12 protein-coding genes and 1 pseudogene are annotated in these 14728 nt (G+C 76.3%); 10 read left to right on the plus strand and 3 right to left on the minus strand.

Annotation, left to right across the window (positions count from 1 at the left end; all coding sequences use genetic code 11):
- Nucleotides 1-38 precede the first annotated feature (38 nt).
- Complete coding sequence (locus AB0C78_RS26220) at nt 39-749, minus strand: TetR/AcrR family transcriptional regulator (RefSeq protein ID WP_360752466.1); 711 nt, start codon at nt 747-749, stop codon at nt 39-41.
- Between the two features lie 126 nt (nt 750-875).
- Between AB0C78_RS26220 and AB0C78_RS26225 the strand changes: the two genes are divergently transcribed.
- Together AB0C78_RS26225 and AB0C78_RS26230 are read left to right on the plus strand one after the other, a co-directional pair.
- Entirely contained in the window at nt 876-1892 is a 1017-nt protein-coding gene (locus AB0C78_RS26225) for an ATP-binding cassette domain-containing protein (protein WP_360752469.1), read from the plus strand.
- A complete protein-coding gene (locus tag AB0C78_RS26230; RefSeq protein ID WP_360752472.1) occupies nt 1889-2731 on the plus strand; it encodes an ABC transporter permease in 843 nt (280 codons plus the stop codon). Before AB0C78_RS26225 ends, AB0C78_RS26230 begins: the two co-directional genes overlap by 4 nt.
- 55 nt (nt 2732-2786) lie before the next feature.
- Here AB0C78_RS26230 and AB0C78_RS26235 read toward each other — a convergent pair whose 3' ends face one another.
- Together AB0C78_RS26235 and rsgA are read right to left on the minus strand one after the other, a co-directional pair.
- On the minus strand, nt 2787-3317 hold the full coding sequence (locus tag AB0C78_RS26235; RefSeq protein WP_360752474.1) for an N-acetyltransferase: 531 nt from the start codon (nt 3315-3317) through the stop codon (nt 2787-2789).
- A complete protein-coding gene (rsgA, locus tag AB0C78_RS26240; RefSeq protein ID WP_360752477.1) occupies nt 3314-4396 on the minus strand; it encodes a ribosome small subunit-dependent GTPase A in 1083 nt (360 codons plus the stop codon). The genes AB0C78_RS26235 and rsgA overlap by 4 nt, the downstream gene beginning before the upstream one ends.
- Before the next feature lie 334 nt (nt 4397-4730).
- Between rsgA and AB0C78_RS26245 the strand changes: the two genes are divergently transcribed.
- From AB0C78_RS26245 to AB0C78_RS26280, 8 genes and pseudogenes are all read left to right on the plus strand, one after another.
- Nucleotides 4731-5957, plus strand: a complete 1227-nt coding sequence (locus AB0C78_RS26245) for a hypothetical protein (protein WP_360752479.1) — start codon at nt 4731-4733, stop codon at nt 5955-5957.
- Between the two features lie 85 nt (nt 5958-6042).
- Complete coding sequence (locus AB0C78_RS26250) at nt 6043-6780, plus strand: response regulator transcription factor (protein ID WP_360752482.1); 738 nt, start codon at nt 6043-6045, stop codon at nt 6778-6780.
- A 47-nt stretch (nt 6781-6827) separates the two neighbouring features.
- Nucleotides 6828-8288, plus strand: a complete 1461-nt coding sequence (locus AB0C78_RS26255; protein ID WP_360752485.1) for a HAMP domain-containing sensor histidine kinase — start codon at nt 6828-6830, stop codon at nt 8286-8288.
- Between the two features lie 92 nt (nt 8289-8380).
- On the plus strand, nt 8381-9760 hold the full coding sequence (locus AB0C78_RS26260; protein WP_360752488.1) for a bifunctional glycosyltransferase family 2/GtrA family protein: 1380 nt from the start codon (nt 8381-8383) through the stop codon (nt 9758-9760).
- Nucleotides 9760-11913 (plus strand): glycosyltransferase family 39 protein, encoded by a 2154-nt coding sequence (locus AB0C78_RS26265; RefSeq protein WP_360752492.1) that lies wholly within the window; start codon nt 9760-9762, stop codon nt 11911-11913. Before AB0C78_RS26260 ends, AB0C78_RS26265 begins: the two co-directional genes overlap by 1 nt.
- Before the next feature lie 18 nt (nt 11914-11931).
- Nucleotides 11932-14031 (plus strand): glycosyltransferase family 39 protein, encoded by a 2100-nt coding sequence (locus AB0C78_RS26270; protein ID WP_360752494.1) that lies wholly within the window; start codon nt 11932-11934, stop codon nt 14029-14031.
- 114 nt (nt 14032-14145) lie between these two features.
- Nucleotides 14146-14445, plus strand: coding sequence for a 4a-hydroxytetrahydrobiopterin dehydratase (locus tag AB0C78_RS26275; protein ID WP_360752496.1), 300 nt, complete (start codon nt 14146-14148; stop codon nt 14443-14445).
- A gap of 5 nt (nt 14446-14450) precedes the next feature.
- A pseudogene (locus AB0C78_RS26280) lies at nt 14451-14728 on the plus strand (dethiobiotin synthetase); the annotation flags it as partial.

Raw genomic sequence — 14728 nt, forward strand, 5'->3', positions numbered from 1 at the left:
GGCCCGACCGGCACGACGCCGGGGGCGGGGCGCGGGCGTCACAGGCAGGAGGCGATGCAGTCCAGGACGCGCTCCAGCCCGTAGGCGAACTGCTCGGCGGGCTCCATGTGCGGCAGCGCCGCGTCCTTCACCACCCGGGCGAACATCGGATGCTCGCCGGCGTCGAGGAGCTGCTGGACGTAGGGGGAGCTCTGGCGCATCAGGTCCTGCACCGTCATGCCCGTGCGGAGCCGCTCGCGCTCCCGCTCGATCTCGGCGCGGACGGTGGTGACGACGTAGCCGTTCAGCATGGTCACCAGCGTGATGATGTCGTCGACCGGGATCCCGACGTCCAGGGCGCCGAAGCCGAACTCCAGGATCCGCAGCTGGTTCGGGCCGAACGTCGGGCGGGCGCGGTGCAGGTCGGCCAGCCACGGGTGCGCCAGCCACATCTCGCGGGTGTTGCGGGCGACCAGCGCCAGGTCGGCGCGCCAGTCGCCGGTCGGCCGGTCCGGGACGTCCAGGGTGCCGACGACGTGGTCGTACATCAGCTCGATCAGGTCGTCGCGGGAGGGGACGTAGCGGTACAGCGACATCGCGCCGGTGCCGAGCTCGGCGGCGATCCGCCGCATCGACGCCGCCTCCAGCCCGTCGGCGTCGGCGATCCGCACCGCCGCCTCGGTGATCTGCGCGCGGCTGTAGGCGGGCCTGGGGCCGCGGCCCTGCCGTTCGGGGACCGCGAAGATGCTGACCGCCTCGACGTCCGCCACCGTGCTCCCTCCGCCGCTCGCGGGACCCGATCCGGCCCCTCGTGCGGATTCTAGTTGCGTACATCGTACTCGGTTGTCTAGCCTGGCGTCACTCAACCGCGTACGGCGTACCCAATGGAGGCGATGATGCCGGACGAACCGATCGTGTCGGCCGAGGCGCTGCACAAGCGCTACGGCGGCACCAAGGCCCTGGACGGCCTCGACCTGGCCGTCGCCCCCGGCACCGTCTGCGGGCTGCTCGGCCCCAACGGCGCCGGCAAGACCACCGCCGTGCGGATCCTCGCCACCCTCGCCGACGCCGACTCCGGCCGCGCCCGCGTCGCCGGCCACGACGTCGCCGCCGAACCCGACCGGGTCCGCGCCGCCATCGGCCTCGCCGGCCAGTACGCCGCCGTCGACGAGAAGCTCACCGGACGCGGCAACCTGCGCATGTTCGGCCGCCTCTACCACCTGCCCCGCCGCGAGGCCCGCCGCCGCGCCGACGAGCTGCTGGAGCGGTTCGGGCTGATGGAGGCCGCCGACCGGCAGGTGGCCGGCTACTCCGGCGGCATGCGCCGCCGCCTCGACCTGATCACCAGCCTCATCCTGCGGCCCCGGGTGCTGTTCCTGGACGAGCCCACCACAGGCCTGGACCCGCGCAGCCGCGGCGAGATCTGGGACGCCGTCCGCGGGCTGGTCGCCGACGGCACCACCGTCCTGCTCACCACCCAGTACCTGGACGAGGCCGACCGGCTCGCCGACGACGTCGTCGTCATCGACCACGGCCGCGTCATCGCCGGCGGCACCCCCGACGAGCTGAAGGCCTCCATCGGCGACCGGCTCGACGTCGCCCTCGCCGACCCCGCCGACGCCGGCGAGGCCGCCCGCGTCCTGGCCGGCCTCGCCGGCGCCCACCCCGACCTGGACGGCGCCCGCCTCACCGTGCCGCTCACCCGCGGCGCCGTCCGGCTCGCCGACGTCGTCCGCGAACTCGACCGCGCCGGCGTCGCCGCCGAGGACGTCGGCCTGCGCCGCCCCACCCTGGACGAGGTGTTCCTGCGCCTCACCGGCCGCGACGCCGACCCCGCCGCCGACGAGCCCGGAGGCACGACCGGAGACACCGCCGGCGACCCGGCCGGCCGGCAGAAGGAGACCGTCCGATGAGCGCCCCCGCCCTGCCCGCCCGCCCGTCGTCGCTCGCGGCGCGGCTGCGCTGGACCGCCGCCGACGGCCTCACCCTCGTCGGCCGCGAGCTGGGCCGGCTGCGCCAGGAACCCGGCGAGCTGATCGCCGCGCTGATCTTCCCCGCCGTCATGGTGGTGCTGTTCGGGTACGTGTTCGGCAGCGCCATCACCGTCCCCGGCGGCGGCAACTACCGCGAGTACCTGATGCCCGGCCTGTTCGTCATGGTGTCGTTCACCTCCGTCATGGCCGTCACCATGCGGGTCGCCACCGACGCCTCCCGCGGCGTCATGGACCGGTTCCGCGCCATGCCGATGGCGCGCTCGGCCGTCCCGTTCGGGCAGGCCGGCGCCGACGTGCTCAACGGGGTGCTCGCGCTGGTCATCATGGCCGCCACCGGCCTGGTCGTCGGATGGCGCGCGCACCGCGGCCTGTGGCCGACCGCCGAGGCGTTCCTGCTGCTGGTGCTGCTGCGGCACGCGCTCAGCTGGGCCGGCTGCTTCCTCGGGCTGGTGGTGCGGAACGAGCAGACCGCCGACCAGTTCGTCCCGCTGGTGTTCCCGGTCACCATGCTGTCGAACTCGTTCGTGCCGACCGGCGGGATGCCCGGCTGGCTGCGGGCCGTCGCCGACTGGAACCCCGTCAGCGCCGCCACCGCCGCCTGCCGGCAGCTGTTCGGCAACCCCGGCGCGCCCGCCGCCCACACCGGCCTCGCCTGGCCCCTCGCGCACCCCGTCGCCGCGACGCTGCTGTGGTCGATCGCGCTGACCGCGGTGTTCGCGCCGCTGTCGGTCCGCACCTTCCACCGGCGCGGCCGCTGACGGGACGGGCCGCGCCCCCGGGGCGAAGTCCTGCCCGGGGGCGCGGCCCGCGCGCTCACACGCCGAACGGCGCCGCGTACTCGATCACACCGGACGGCACCGGGCCCGGGCCGCCGCCGAGCACCAGCGCCATCAGCGCCTCGTCCGGCACCTCGAATCCGGCCGAGATCCCCAGCGTCGACGCCCGCGTGAACCCGAACCGCGGGTAGTAGCCGGGATGCCCCAGCACCACCACCAGCCGCTCACCGCGCCGCTGCGCCGCCGCGAGGACCGCGCGGACCGCCGCGCCGCCCGCACCGTGCCGCTGATGCTCGGGAAGCACCGCCACCGGCGCCAGCGCCAGCGCGTCCGCGCCGCCGACCCGGCAGCGCGTCAGCAGCGCGTACCCGGCGACGCGCCCGCCGGGGTCCTCGGCCACGAACGCCAGGCCCGGCAGCCACGCCGGGTCCCGGCGCAGCGCGTCCACCAGATCGGCCTCCCCGGCCGTCGGGAACGCCGCCTCCAGCACCCGGCGCACCGCCGCCTCGTCCGCCGCCGTCTCCGGCCGCGTCGCCCACGTCCCGCTCATCGGCCGCGCCCCGCTCATCGGCCGCGCCCCCGCTCCTTGTACATCTGCCGCTGCCAGCGGCTGACGGCCTTCCACTTGTCGCGCTGCTCGGCGCGCAGCCGCGCGTCGGTCCGCGAGGCGATCCACGCGTTCTCCCGCAGCAGCTTGCGGTAGCTGTCCAGCCGCCGCTGCGGCAGCGACCCGTCCGCGACCGCCGCCAGCACCGCGCAGCCCGGCTCGGACCGGTGCGCGCAGTCGCCGAACCGGCACGCTCCGGCGAGCTCCTCGATGTCGGCGAACGCCTGCCGCAGCCCGTCGCCGGCGTCGAACAGCCCGACGCCCCGCAGCCCCGGGGTGTCGATCAGGACGCCGCCGCCCGGCAGCGGCAGCAGCTCCCGCCGGACGGTGGTGTGCCGGCCCTTGCCGTCGGACGCGCGGACGTCGCCCGTGGCGAGCACGCCCGAGCCCAGCAGCGCGTTGCCGAGCGTGGACTTGCCCGCGCCCGACGGCCCCACCAGCACCACCGTGCCCGACAGCACCGCCGCGACGACGTCCACGCCGTCGCCGGTCGCGGCGCTGCACGCCACCACGTCCACGCCCGGAGCGGCGGCGGCGACGTCCGCCTCCGCCTCGGCGCGGGAGGCGACCTGGTCGGCCTTGGTGAGCACCACCACCGGCCGGGCGCCGCTCTCCCAGGCCAGCGCCAGCATCCGCTCCAGCCGCCCGAGATCGGGCTCGGGCACCAGCGGCACCGCGATCGCGACGGTGTCGACGTTGGCGGCCAGCACCTGGCCGCGCGAGTCCCGCGCCGCCGACGACCGGACGATCGCGGTACGGCGCGGCAGCAGCGCCGCCAGCACCGGGCGCCCGTCCGGGCCGTCCGGCCGCAGCGCCGCCCAGTCGCCCGTGCACGGCGCCGCCGCCGGATCGTCCGGCGACCCGAGCGCCCCGGCCAACGCCCGGCCCGGACCCGACTCGGTCACCACGTCGCACAGGCCGCGGTCCACCGCGGCGACCCGCGCCGGCACCAGCCCGGCCGCGCGGTGCGCGAGGAAATCGTGCTCCAGGGTCTCGTCCCAGCCGTAGGCGGACAGGGAAGACCCGTCGAAAGAAGACAACGGAATGGAACCCTTCACAGGAAAGGGGCCTCGGCGAGCGCGCCGGACGGAACGGACCGGGGTCAGCCGGAGGCCCGGGAGATGAGGAGGCTGTGGCTGCTGCGCGCAGCAGCGACCGCGACGACGGCCATCCGACCTCACCCCCCTTTCGGTTCCGGCGGCCACCCTACCCGCCCGCCCCGCGCCGGGCCATCCGATTTCCCGGGGCCCGGCGCGTGCGCTTCCCAGGGGCCCGACGCGGGCGCCCGGGCCCGGCCGCGGGCGAAGGGGAGTGGAACGGGTAAACGGAAAGTATGGTGATTTGAGGCGGCGGAGCGTGATGGGGGACGTGACCGTGGACGAAAGGGACCAGCGGGACCGGCGGCCGCACGAGCCGGAGCCGCGCCCGCACGGGCGGAACCGGCCCGAGCGGCACCGGCCCGAGACGCGCCCGCAGGAGGCGCGCCCGCAGGAGCGCGGCCTCGCCGAGCGCGCCGACCAGGCCGCCGCCGAACGCCTGGAAGAGCTGTGGAACGGGCTCGCGCCCGTCGCCGGCGGCGCCGCCCGCCTCGCCACCACCGTCAGCGAACCCGTCCGGCACGCCGCCCGCGACGCCGCGTCCCTCGCCGCGGCCCGGATCGTCGAGCAGATGGCCGGCACCCCGGTGATGCGGGCCGTGGAGAAGGCCGCCCGCGACGCCGCCGTCAAGGCCGCCTCGGCCGCCGCGGAGAAGGCCGTGCGGGAGGCCCGCGCCGCCGCCGAGGCCAACCCCGCCACCGCCCCCGCCGTCGAGGCCGCCACCGCCGCGATGACCCTCGCCGAGCAGGCCGCCCAGCACCCCATGGCGATCGCCGCGCGCCGCCTGGCCGCCCGCAGCCCCCTCGCCCGCGCCGCCACCGCCACCGCGCTGGACATGGCGGGCCGCACCATGACCACCGCCGCCGCCTCGCCCGCCATGCAGGCCGCCACCCGCGCCGTCGTGGACGCCGCCATCGACGCCGTCGCCGACGCGGCCGTCGACGCCGCCCTGGTCGCCGGCCGCGACCTCGTCGGGCGCGTCGTCCGTGAGACGGCCCGCGAGACCGCCCGGGACCTGGCCGCCGCGCTGCGCGACCGCGCCCGCGGCTCCGCCGAGATCAACGCGATCGCCGCCGAGCTCACCCCGATCGCCGGCGCCGCCGTCGACGCCGGCCGCGACCTCGCCGAGCGCACCGGCGCCCGCGACGCCGCCCGCTCGGCGAGCGGGCTGCTGGCCGCCGCCGCGGGCGGAGCGTTCGCCCGCACCGCCCGCGACCTGGCCGTCCGCGCCGCCGCGCAGGCCGCCACCGCCGCGATCGAGGTCGTCATGGCCGACCTGCTCCGCGAGGCCCTGAAGATCGCGATGAAGGACGTGCTGCGCGACATGGTCCTGGACGTCGCCCGCGACGTCGTGGTGGACGTGGCCCGCACCACCTGGGTCACCGCGACCCGCCCCGCGCCCGGGCCCGTCGTCGTCCGCGCCACCGCCCGAACCGTCACCACCGACCGAACCGTCACCACCGAGCCGGCGGCCGACGACCCCGGCGACGCGCCGCCCCGCTGAAGCCGCGCTCAGAACTTTCTGAAAGATCCATGAGAAACGCCCGCCCGCGGCCGGACCCCTCACCGGCGGTGTTTACGGTGAGTGCATGGAGCCCGGCACCCCGCAGGCGGCGCCCGCCGCCCGGATACTGATCGTCGACGACGAGCCCGCCGTCCGCGAGTCGCTGTCCAGCAGCCTGGAGTTCGAGGGCTACCGGGTCGCCGAGGCCGCCGACGGCGTCACGGCCCTGGAACGCGTCGAGGCCGAACGCCCCGACCTGGTCGTGCTGGACGTGCTCATGCCCCGGATGGACGGCCTGACCACCTGCCGGCGGCTGCGCGCCGCCGGCGCCACCATGCCGGTGCTGATGCTCACCGCCCGCGACATGGTCGGCGACCGCGTCACCGGCCTGGACGCCGGCGCCGACGACTACCTCGCCAAACCGTTCGAGCTGGACGAACTGCTCGCGCGGGTGCGGGCCCTGCTGCGGCGCAGCGCGATGAACACCGACCCCGGCGGCGACGCCCGCCGCGACGACGTCCTGGCCTTCGACGACCTGCGGATGGACACCCTCACCCGCGAGGTCACCCGCGCCGGCCGGCCCCTCGCCCTCACCCGCACCGAGTACATGCTGCTGGAGATGTTCCTGACCCACCCCCGCCAGGTCCTCACCCGCGAGCAGATCCTCGAGACCGTCTGGGGCTTCGACTTCGAACCCGCCTCCAACTCCCTCGACGTGTACGTGATGTACCTGCGGCGCAAGACCGAGGCCGGCGGGCTGCCCCGGCTCGTGCACACCGTCCGCGGCGTCGGCTACGTGCTGCGGACGGCGGCGTCCCCGTGACCGCCGGGCGGCGCCCCGGCGCGGCACGCGCCCCCAGGCGCCCGCCGGTGACGCGGCGGCTGACGCTGCGGGCCCGGATGGCGCTGCTCACCGCCGCCGCCGTCGCGCTCGCCGTCGCCGTCTGCGCCGCCGCCGGCTGGTACCTCACCCGCAACCAGCTCTACCACGAGCTGGACCGCCGCCTCGGCGCGTTCTCCGCCGGCCCGCCCGGCGGCCCCGGGCCCGGCGGACCCGGCGGCGGACCGGGCCGCATGGCCCGGATGCTGCCCGAACTGCAGGAGGCGCTGCGCGACTGCCGGTCCGTCCCCACCAGCAGCGGCACCGACGGGCGCCTGCCCGGCCCCTACGAGATCACCCAGGTCGTCGACGCGCGCGGGCGGGGCTGCACCGTCCCCGACGCCGGGTCGCTGAAGGTCACCGCCGCCGACGCCGCCGTCGCCCGCGGCGACAGCGACCGCGCCCTGCACGACGGGACCGGCGTCAACTCCAGCGGCAAGTCCGAGGACGTGCGGATCCTCACCTACCCCGCGCAGGCCTCCGACGGCACCCCGTTCGCGGTGTCGGTCGCGATCTCCCTGGACGAGGTGGAGGGGCCGCTGGACAACCTCGCGCTGCTGCTGGTCGCCGTCACCGCCCTCGGCGTGCTGGTGTCCGCCGCCGCCGGCCTGATGATCGCCCGCGCGTCGCTGCGTCCCGTCGACGAGCTGACCGGCGTCGTCGAGCACATCGCCCGCACCGAGGACCTCGGCACCCGCATCCCCGCCGAGGGCACCGACGAGATCGCCCGGCTCAGCCGCTCCTTCAACGCCATGACCAGCGCGCTGGCCGCCTCCCGGGACCGCCAGCAGCAGCTCATCGCCGACGCCGGGCACGAGCTGCGCACCCCCCTCACCAGCCTGCGCACCAACATCGACCTGCTGCTGCGCGCCGAGGCCACCGGCCGCGACCTGCCCGCCGCCGCCCGCCACAACCTGCTGGTCAGCGTCAAGGCGCAGATGCAGGAGCTGTCCAGCCTGGTCGGCGACCTCCTCGAACTCGCCCGGCCCGACGAGGCCGAACCGGTCCTGGAGACCGTCGCGCTGCACGACGTGGTGGACCGCGCCGTCGAACGCGCCCGGCTGCGCGGCCCCGGCCTGACCGTCCGGGCCGACACGCAGCCCTGGTACGTCCGCGGCGACCCCGCCTCGCTGGAACGCGCCGTGGTGAACCTGCTGGACAACGCCGTGAAGTTCTCCCCGCCCGCCGGGACCGTCACCGTCCGGCTCGCCGGCGGTGAGCTCACCGTCCGCGACCACGGCCCCGGCATCCCCGCCGCCGACCTGCCGCACGTGTTCGAGCGGTTCTGGCGGTCCCCGTCCGCGCGGAGCCTGCCCGGCTCCGGGCTCGGCCTGTCGATCGTCGCCCGCGTCGTCGGCGAGATGGGCGGCCGCGTCGCCCTCGAACCCGCCGAGGGCGGCGGCGCCCTCGCCCGCGTCCGCCTCCCCGGCACCGGCGAGCCCCGCGACTGAAACACCGCCCGCACCGGCCCTCGCGGGTTTTCTCATACCGCGTTAATCAACGGCTCAGGGGCTTCCCACACCCGCACCCGAACCTCGGTCCCATGAGTCACCTTGTCACCGAACGGGGCACGCCCGCCGGGCCGCCCCCGCCCGTGCACGACCACGGCGGGCGGGGCAGGCTGGTCGAGGTGGTCATCCCCGTCCACAACGAGGAACGCGTCCTGGCCGCCAGCGTGCGCAGGCTGCACGCCTACCTGGCCGACACCTTCCCCTACCCGTTCCGGATCACCATCGCCGACAACGCCAGCACCGACGGCACCTGGCGCGTCGCCCAGGACCTGACCGGACGGCTGGACCGCGTCGACGCCGTCCACCTGAGCCTCAAGGGACGCGGACGGGCCCTGCGGCACGTGTGGGGCACCAGCGACGCCGACGTCGTCGCCTACATGGACGTGGACCTGTCCACCGACCTGGACGCGTTCCTGCCGCTGGTGGCGCCGCTGATCTCCGGCCACAGCGACCTGGCGATCGGGTCCCGGCTCACCCGCGGGTCCGCCGTCGTGCGCGGCCCCCGCCGCGAGGTCATCTCCCGCTGCTACAACCTGCTGCTGCGCACCACCCTCGCCGCCCGCTTCTCCGACGCCCAGTGCGGCTTCAAGGCCGCCCGCACCGAGATCGTGCAGGCGCTGCTGCCGTCGGTGGAGGACGAGGAGTGGTTCTTCGACACCGAGCTGCTGCTGCTCGCCGAACGCAACGGGCTGCGCATCCACGAGGTCCCCGTCGACTGGGTCGACGACCCCGACTCCCGCGTCGACGTCGTCCGCACCGCCCGCGACGACCTGCGCGGCATGGCCCGCGTCGCCCGCCGCATGCTCACCGGCGCCTTCCGCGCCCCCGTCGGCGGCCGCCGCACCCCCGCCGCCGGCGGCCCCGGAGCGGGCCTGCCCGCCGGGATGGCGCGGCAGCTGCCCGCCTTCGCCGTCATCGGCGCCATCAGCACCCTCGCCCAGCTGATCCTGTTCGTGCTGCTGCGGCTGATCATGGGGCCGCTGTGGGCGAACGCGCTGTCGCTGGTCGTCACCACCATCGGCAACACCGCCGCCAACCGGCGCTTCACCTTCGGCGTCACCGGCACCCGCCGCGCCCTGCGCCAGCAGCTCGAAGGCGGCGCGACGTTCCTGCTCGGCCTGGCGCTGTCCACCGGCGGGCTCGCCCTGCTGCACGCCGCCGCCCCCGGCGCGTCCCGCGCCGTCGAGGTCATCGCGCTCATCGCCGCCAACGGCGTCGCGACCCTCGTGCGGTTCCTGCTGATGCGCGCCTGGATCTTCCACCCCCGCCGCCTCGGCGACCGCGACGAGGGCGCCGGCTCCCCGCACGCCGGCGCCCCCCGCACCGCCCCCGGCACCGGCCCCCGCACCGACGTCACGATCTCCGGGGACGGCCGCGCGCCGGCCGCCGAGGAGACCGGAGGAACCCTCTGATGGCACAGACGATCCCCGCGCCCGCCGCACCGGCCGCGGCCCCCGAGCACGGCGGCCGGATCCGCCGGCTGCTGCTCGGCGCCCCCGGCGACCCGCGCTGGGCACGCCCCGCGCTGTGGGCGGTCCTGGCCGTCGCCGCCGCCCTGTACGCCTGGAACCTCACCTCCGGCGGCTACGCCAACGACTTCTACGCCGCCGCCGTCAAGAGCGGCACCCAGAGCTGGAAGGCGTTCTTCTTCGGCTCCCTGGACGCCGGCAACTACATCACGGTCGACAAGCCGCCCATGGTGCTGTGGGTGATGGAACTGTTCGGCCGCGTCATCGGCTTCGGCACCTGGGCGCTGCTGCTCCCGCAGGTCATCGAGGGCGTCGCCGCGGTCGCGCTGCTGTACGCCACCGTCCGCCGCGCGTTCGGGCACCCCGCCGCGCTCATCGCCGCCGCCGTGCTCGCCCTCACCCCGATCACCGTCGCGATCAACCGCGACAACAACCCCGACACGCTGCTGGTGCTGCTGCTGGTCGCCGCCGCGTGGGCGTGCCAGCGCGCCGTCGAGACCGGACGGCTGCGGCCGCTGCTGCTGTCGGCGTTCTTCGTCGGCTGCGGCTTCAACACCAAGATGCTGCAGGCGTTCCTGGTCGTCCCCGCGCTCGCGCTGGTCTACCTGATCGCCGGACGCCCCGGGATCGTGCGGCGCCTCGGGCACCTGGCCGCCGCCGGCGCCGTGCTGGTCGTGTCGTCGTCCTGGTGGATGCTGATCGTCGACGCGATCCCCGCCGCGAACCGGCCCTACATCGGCGGCAGCACCGACGGCACCGTCTGGGACCTGGTCATCGGCTACAACGGCCTCGGCCGCGTGTTCGGCGAGAACAACGGCCCCGGCGGCGGACGCGGCGGCCCCGGCGGCGGCGCCTCCTTCGGCGGCCAGCCCGGCGCGGGGCGGCTGTTCAACGACATCGTCGGCGGCCAGATCTCCTGGCTGATCCCGTTCGCCGTCATCGCCCTGATCGCCTGCCTGGTGCTGCTGTGGAAGCGGCCCCGCACCGACCTCGCCCGCGCCGCGCTGCTGCTGTGGGGCGGATGGCTCGCCGTCCACTACGTCATCTTCAGCTTCGCCGAAGGCACCTTCCACCCCTACTACACCACCGCCCTGGCACCCGCGATCGCCGCGCTCACCGGCGTCGGCGCCGTCCTGCTGTTCCGCGCCGGCCGCGGCGAGGCCCGCTGGGACCGGCTGCGGCCGCTCGCGGGCGCGGCCGCGATCGCCGCGACCGGAGTGTGGGCGTTCGTCCTGCTGGACCGCACCCCGTCCTGGCATCCCTGGCTGCGCTGGACGATCCTCGCCGCGACCGCGGCGTCCATCGCCGCGCTGCTGCTCGCCCGCCTCACCCGCCTCACCCGCCGCGCCGGCACCCGCGCGCTCGTGGCCGGGACCGCCCTGGCCGCCGTCGCGACGCTGGCCGGGCCGGGCGCCTACGCGGTGTCGGCGGCCTCGACCGCCTCGGGCGGCTCCAACCCGCAGGCCGGGCCGTCCACCGGATTCGGACCGGGCGGCATGCGCGGCGGACCCGGCGGCATGCCCGGCGGATCCCGAGGCGGCTTCCCGGGCGGCTTCCCCGGTGGCTTCCCGGGCGGCCAGGCGCGCGGCGGCGCACCGAACGGCGCCGCGCCCGGCGGGCAGAACCCCGGACAGAACCCCACCACGCAGCAAGGACGCACCGCACAGCAAGGAGGCCGGATGCCCTGGAACGGCGGTGCGGGCCGCGGCGGCTTCGGCGGCGGCCCCGACGGAGGCGAGGTCAGCGGCCAGATGATCTCCTACCTGGAGAAGAACCAGGGCGGCGCCACCTGGCTGCTGGCGGTGTCCAGCTCCCGGACCGCCGACCCGATCATCCTCAGCACCGGACGGCCCGTCATGGCGATGGGCGGCTTCACCGGCAGCGACCCCGCGATGACCGTCGCCAAGATGCAGAAGTACGTCAAGGAGGGCAAGCTCCGCTACGTCCTGCTCGGCGGCGGCATGGGCCCCGGCGGCGGGGACTCCTCGGTCACCGCGTGGGTGCAGAAGAACGGCACCCTGGTCGACCCCTCCGCCTACGGCGGCACCGCATCCTCGTCCGGCTCCACCGGCGCCCAGCTGTACAAGCTCGGCTGACCCCTGGGATATCCACCGATGACCTCCACGATCCAGGCCTCCCCGCCCGCCCACCGCACCCCGGGCGGGTGGGGAGGCCGCCCCCGCCGGCTCCTGCGCCGCCTGTGGCGCGGGCCCGGCACCGACCCCGCGTGGGCGCGGCCCGCGCTGCTCGCCCTGCTCGCCGCGACCGCCGTGCTGTACCTGTGGGGCCTCGGCGCGTCCGGCTGGGCCAACGCGTTCTACTCCGCCGCCGTCCAGGCCGGCGCCACCAGCTGGAAGGCGTTCTTCTTCGGCTCCTCCGACGCCGCCAACGCCATCACCGTCGACAAGACGCCCGCCGCGCTGTGGCCGATGGAGATCGCCGCGCGGATCTTCGGGGCGAACTCCTGGAGCATCCTGGTCCCGCAGGCGCTGATGGGCGTCGCGACCGTCGCGATCCTGTACGCGGCGGTCCGGCGCCGGTTCCCCGCCTGGGCGGGACTGCTGGCCGGGGCGTCACTCGCGCTCACCCCGGTCGCCGCGCTGATGTTCCGGTTCAACAACCCCGACGCGCTGCTGGTGCTGCTGCTGACCGCCGGCGCCTACGCCGCGATCCGCGCGCAGGAGAACGCGAGCACCCGCTGGCTGCTGGTCGCGGGCGCGTGCGTCGGCACCGGATTCCTGGCCAAGATGCTGCAGGCGTTCCTGGTCGTGCCGGTGTTCGCGGTGGTGTACCTGGTGACCGCGCCCACGCCCGTCCGGCGGCGGCTGTGGCAGCTCGTCCTCGCCGGCGCCGCGCTCGTCGCGGCCGCGGGCTGGTGGGTGCTGGCCGTCGCGCTGGTGCCCGCCTCGTCCCGCCCCTACATCGGCGGGTCCCAGCACAACTCCGTGCTGGAACTGGCGCTCGGCTACAACGGGATCGGCCGCCTCAACGGCGACGAGACCGGCGGCCTCGGCAACCTCAACCAGGACGCCGGCCTCGGCCGGATGTTCGGCGCAGCGATCGGCGGCCAGATCTCCTGGCTGCTGCCCGCCGCGCTGGTCCTGCTGGCCGCCGGGCTGTGGGTGACCCGCCGCGCTCCCCGCACCGACCCGGCCCGCGCCGCGCTGCTGGTGTGGGGCGGATGGCTGCTGCTCACCGGAGCGGTGTTCAGCGAGATGCAGGGCATCTTCCACGAGTACTACACCGTCGCGCTCGCCCCCGCCGTCGCCGCCCTGGTCGGCATCGGCGCCGCGCTGCTGTGGGAGCGGCGCCGCACCACGGAGGGCGCCGCGTTCCTTTCGGTGACGGTCGCCGTCACCGCCGTGTGGGCGTACGTGCTGCTGGGCCGCAATCCCGGCTGGCACCCCTGGCTCGGCCCGGCGATCGTCGTGGCCGGGCTGGTGGCGGCCGCCGCTCTGGCCGGTGTCCGGCTGCTGCGCGGGCCGCTGCTGGCCGCCGTGCTGGCGCTGGCGGCCGCCGCGTCCCTCGCGGGACCGGCCGCGTACGCGGTGGAGACGGCCGGCACCCCGCACTCCGGGTCGATCGTCACCGCCGGTCCCCGCACGTCCGGCGGCGGGTTCGGGCCCGGACGCGGCGGCCCGGGCGGCGGGCCCGGCCGGGCCGGCGGCGGCTGGAACCGCGGCCAGGGATTCGCGCCGCCGCAAGGCGGCGCGCAGGCCGGCACGCTCCCCGGCGGCCCCGGAGGCGGATTCGGCGGCCAGGGCAACGGCCGGCAGGGGGCGCAGGGCGGCGGGTTCGGCGGCGGACGCCCCGGCGGCGCGGGCGGCGGCCCCGGCGGGCTGCTGAACGCCGGAACGCCGAGCGCGCAGGTCACCGCCGCGCTCAAGGCCGGCGCCGGCTCCTACACCTGGGCCGCCGCCGCGATCGGGTCCAACACCGCCGCCGGCTACCAGCTCGCCACCGGCGAGCCGGTCATGGCGGTCGGCGGCTTCAACGGCACCGACCCCGCGCCGACCCTCGCGCGGTTCCAGAGCCTCGTCCGCCAAGGGAAGATCCACTACTTCGTCGGCGGCGGCGGGACGATGATGGGCCGCGGCGGCGGCAGCGGCAGCGACGACGCCCAGAAGATCAGCGCATGGGTCGCCGCGAACTTCAAGGCCGTGTCCGTCGGCGGCACCACCCTGTACGACCTGTCGGCAGGCGCGTCCCGGTGACCCGCCCGGCCGGGAGACCCGCCCGGCCGCGTGACCCGCGCCACGGCACGCGCCGGGGTCCGTGATGTACTCGGAGAGGAGACCGCGGCGACCCGACGACAGGGAGTGACCACGATGGCCGACACGCTCGACGACACCGCCGTCGCCGACCGCCTGCGCGACCTGCCCGACTGGACCAGGAACGGCGACGAGATCCGCCGGGAGGTGAAGGCGCCCTCGTTCCTGGAGGGCATCGCGGTGGTCGACGAGGTCGCCCGGGCCGCCGAGGACGCCGACCACCACCCCGACATCGACATCCGGTGGCGGACGCTGACGTTCGCGCTGTCCACCCACAGCGCCGGCGGCCTGACCGGCAAGGACTTCGACCTCGCCGCGGTGATCGACCGGATCGCCGGCCGGCACGGCGCCCGGTAGCGGCCGTGGCCGTCCAGGTGGCGGTGTGCGGCCCCGCCGAGTGCACCGAGCACGACTGGGACCGCGCCCACGAGACCGGGCGGCTGCTGGCCCGCCGCGGCGCCGTGCTGATCTGCGGCGGGCACGGCGGCGTCATGGCCGCCGCCGCGGCCGGCGCCCGCTCGGCCGGCGGGACCGTGGTCGGGGTGCTGCCGGCGGCGGGCCGGTCCGCCGCCGGCCCCGACCTGTCGGTCGTGCTGCCGACCGGGCTCGGCCAGGCCCCCCACCACCTGATCGTCAACGC

Source organism: Actinomadura sp. NPDC048394 (genome assembly GCF_040651755.1).
In the GTDB taxonomy this organism is placed as follows: domain Bacteria; phylum Actinomycetota; class Actinomycetes; order Streptosporangiales; family Streptosporangiaceae; genus Spirillospora; species Spirillospora montaniterrae.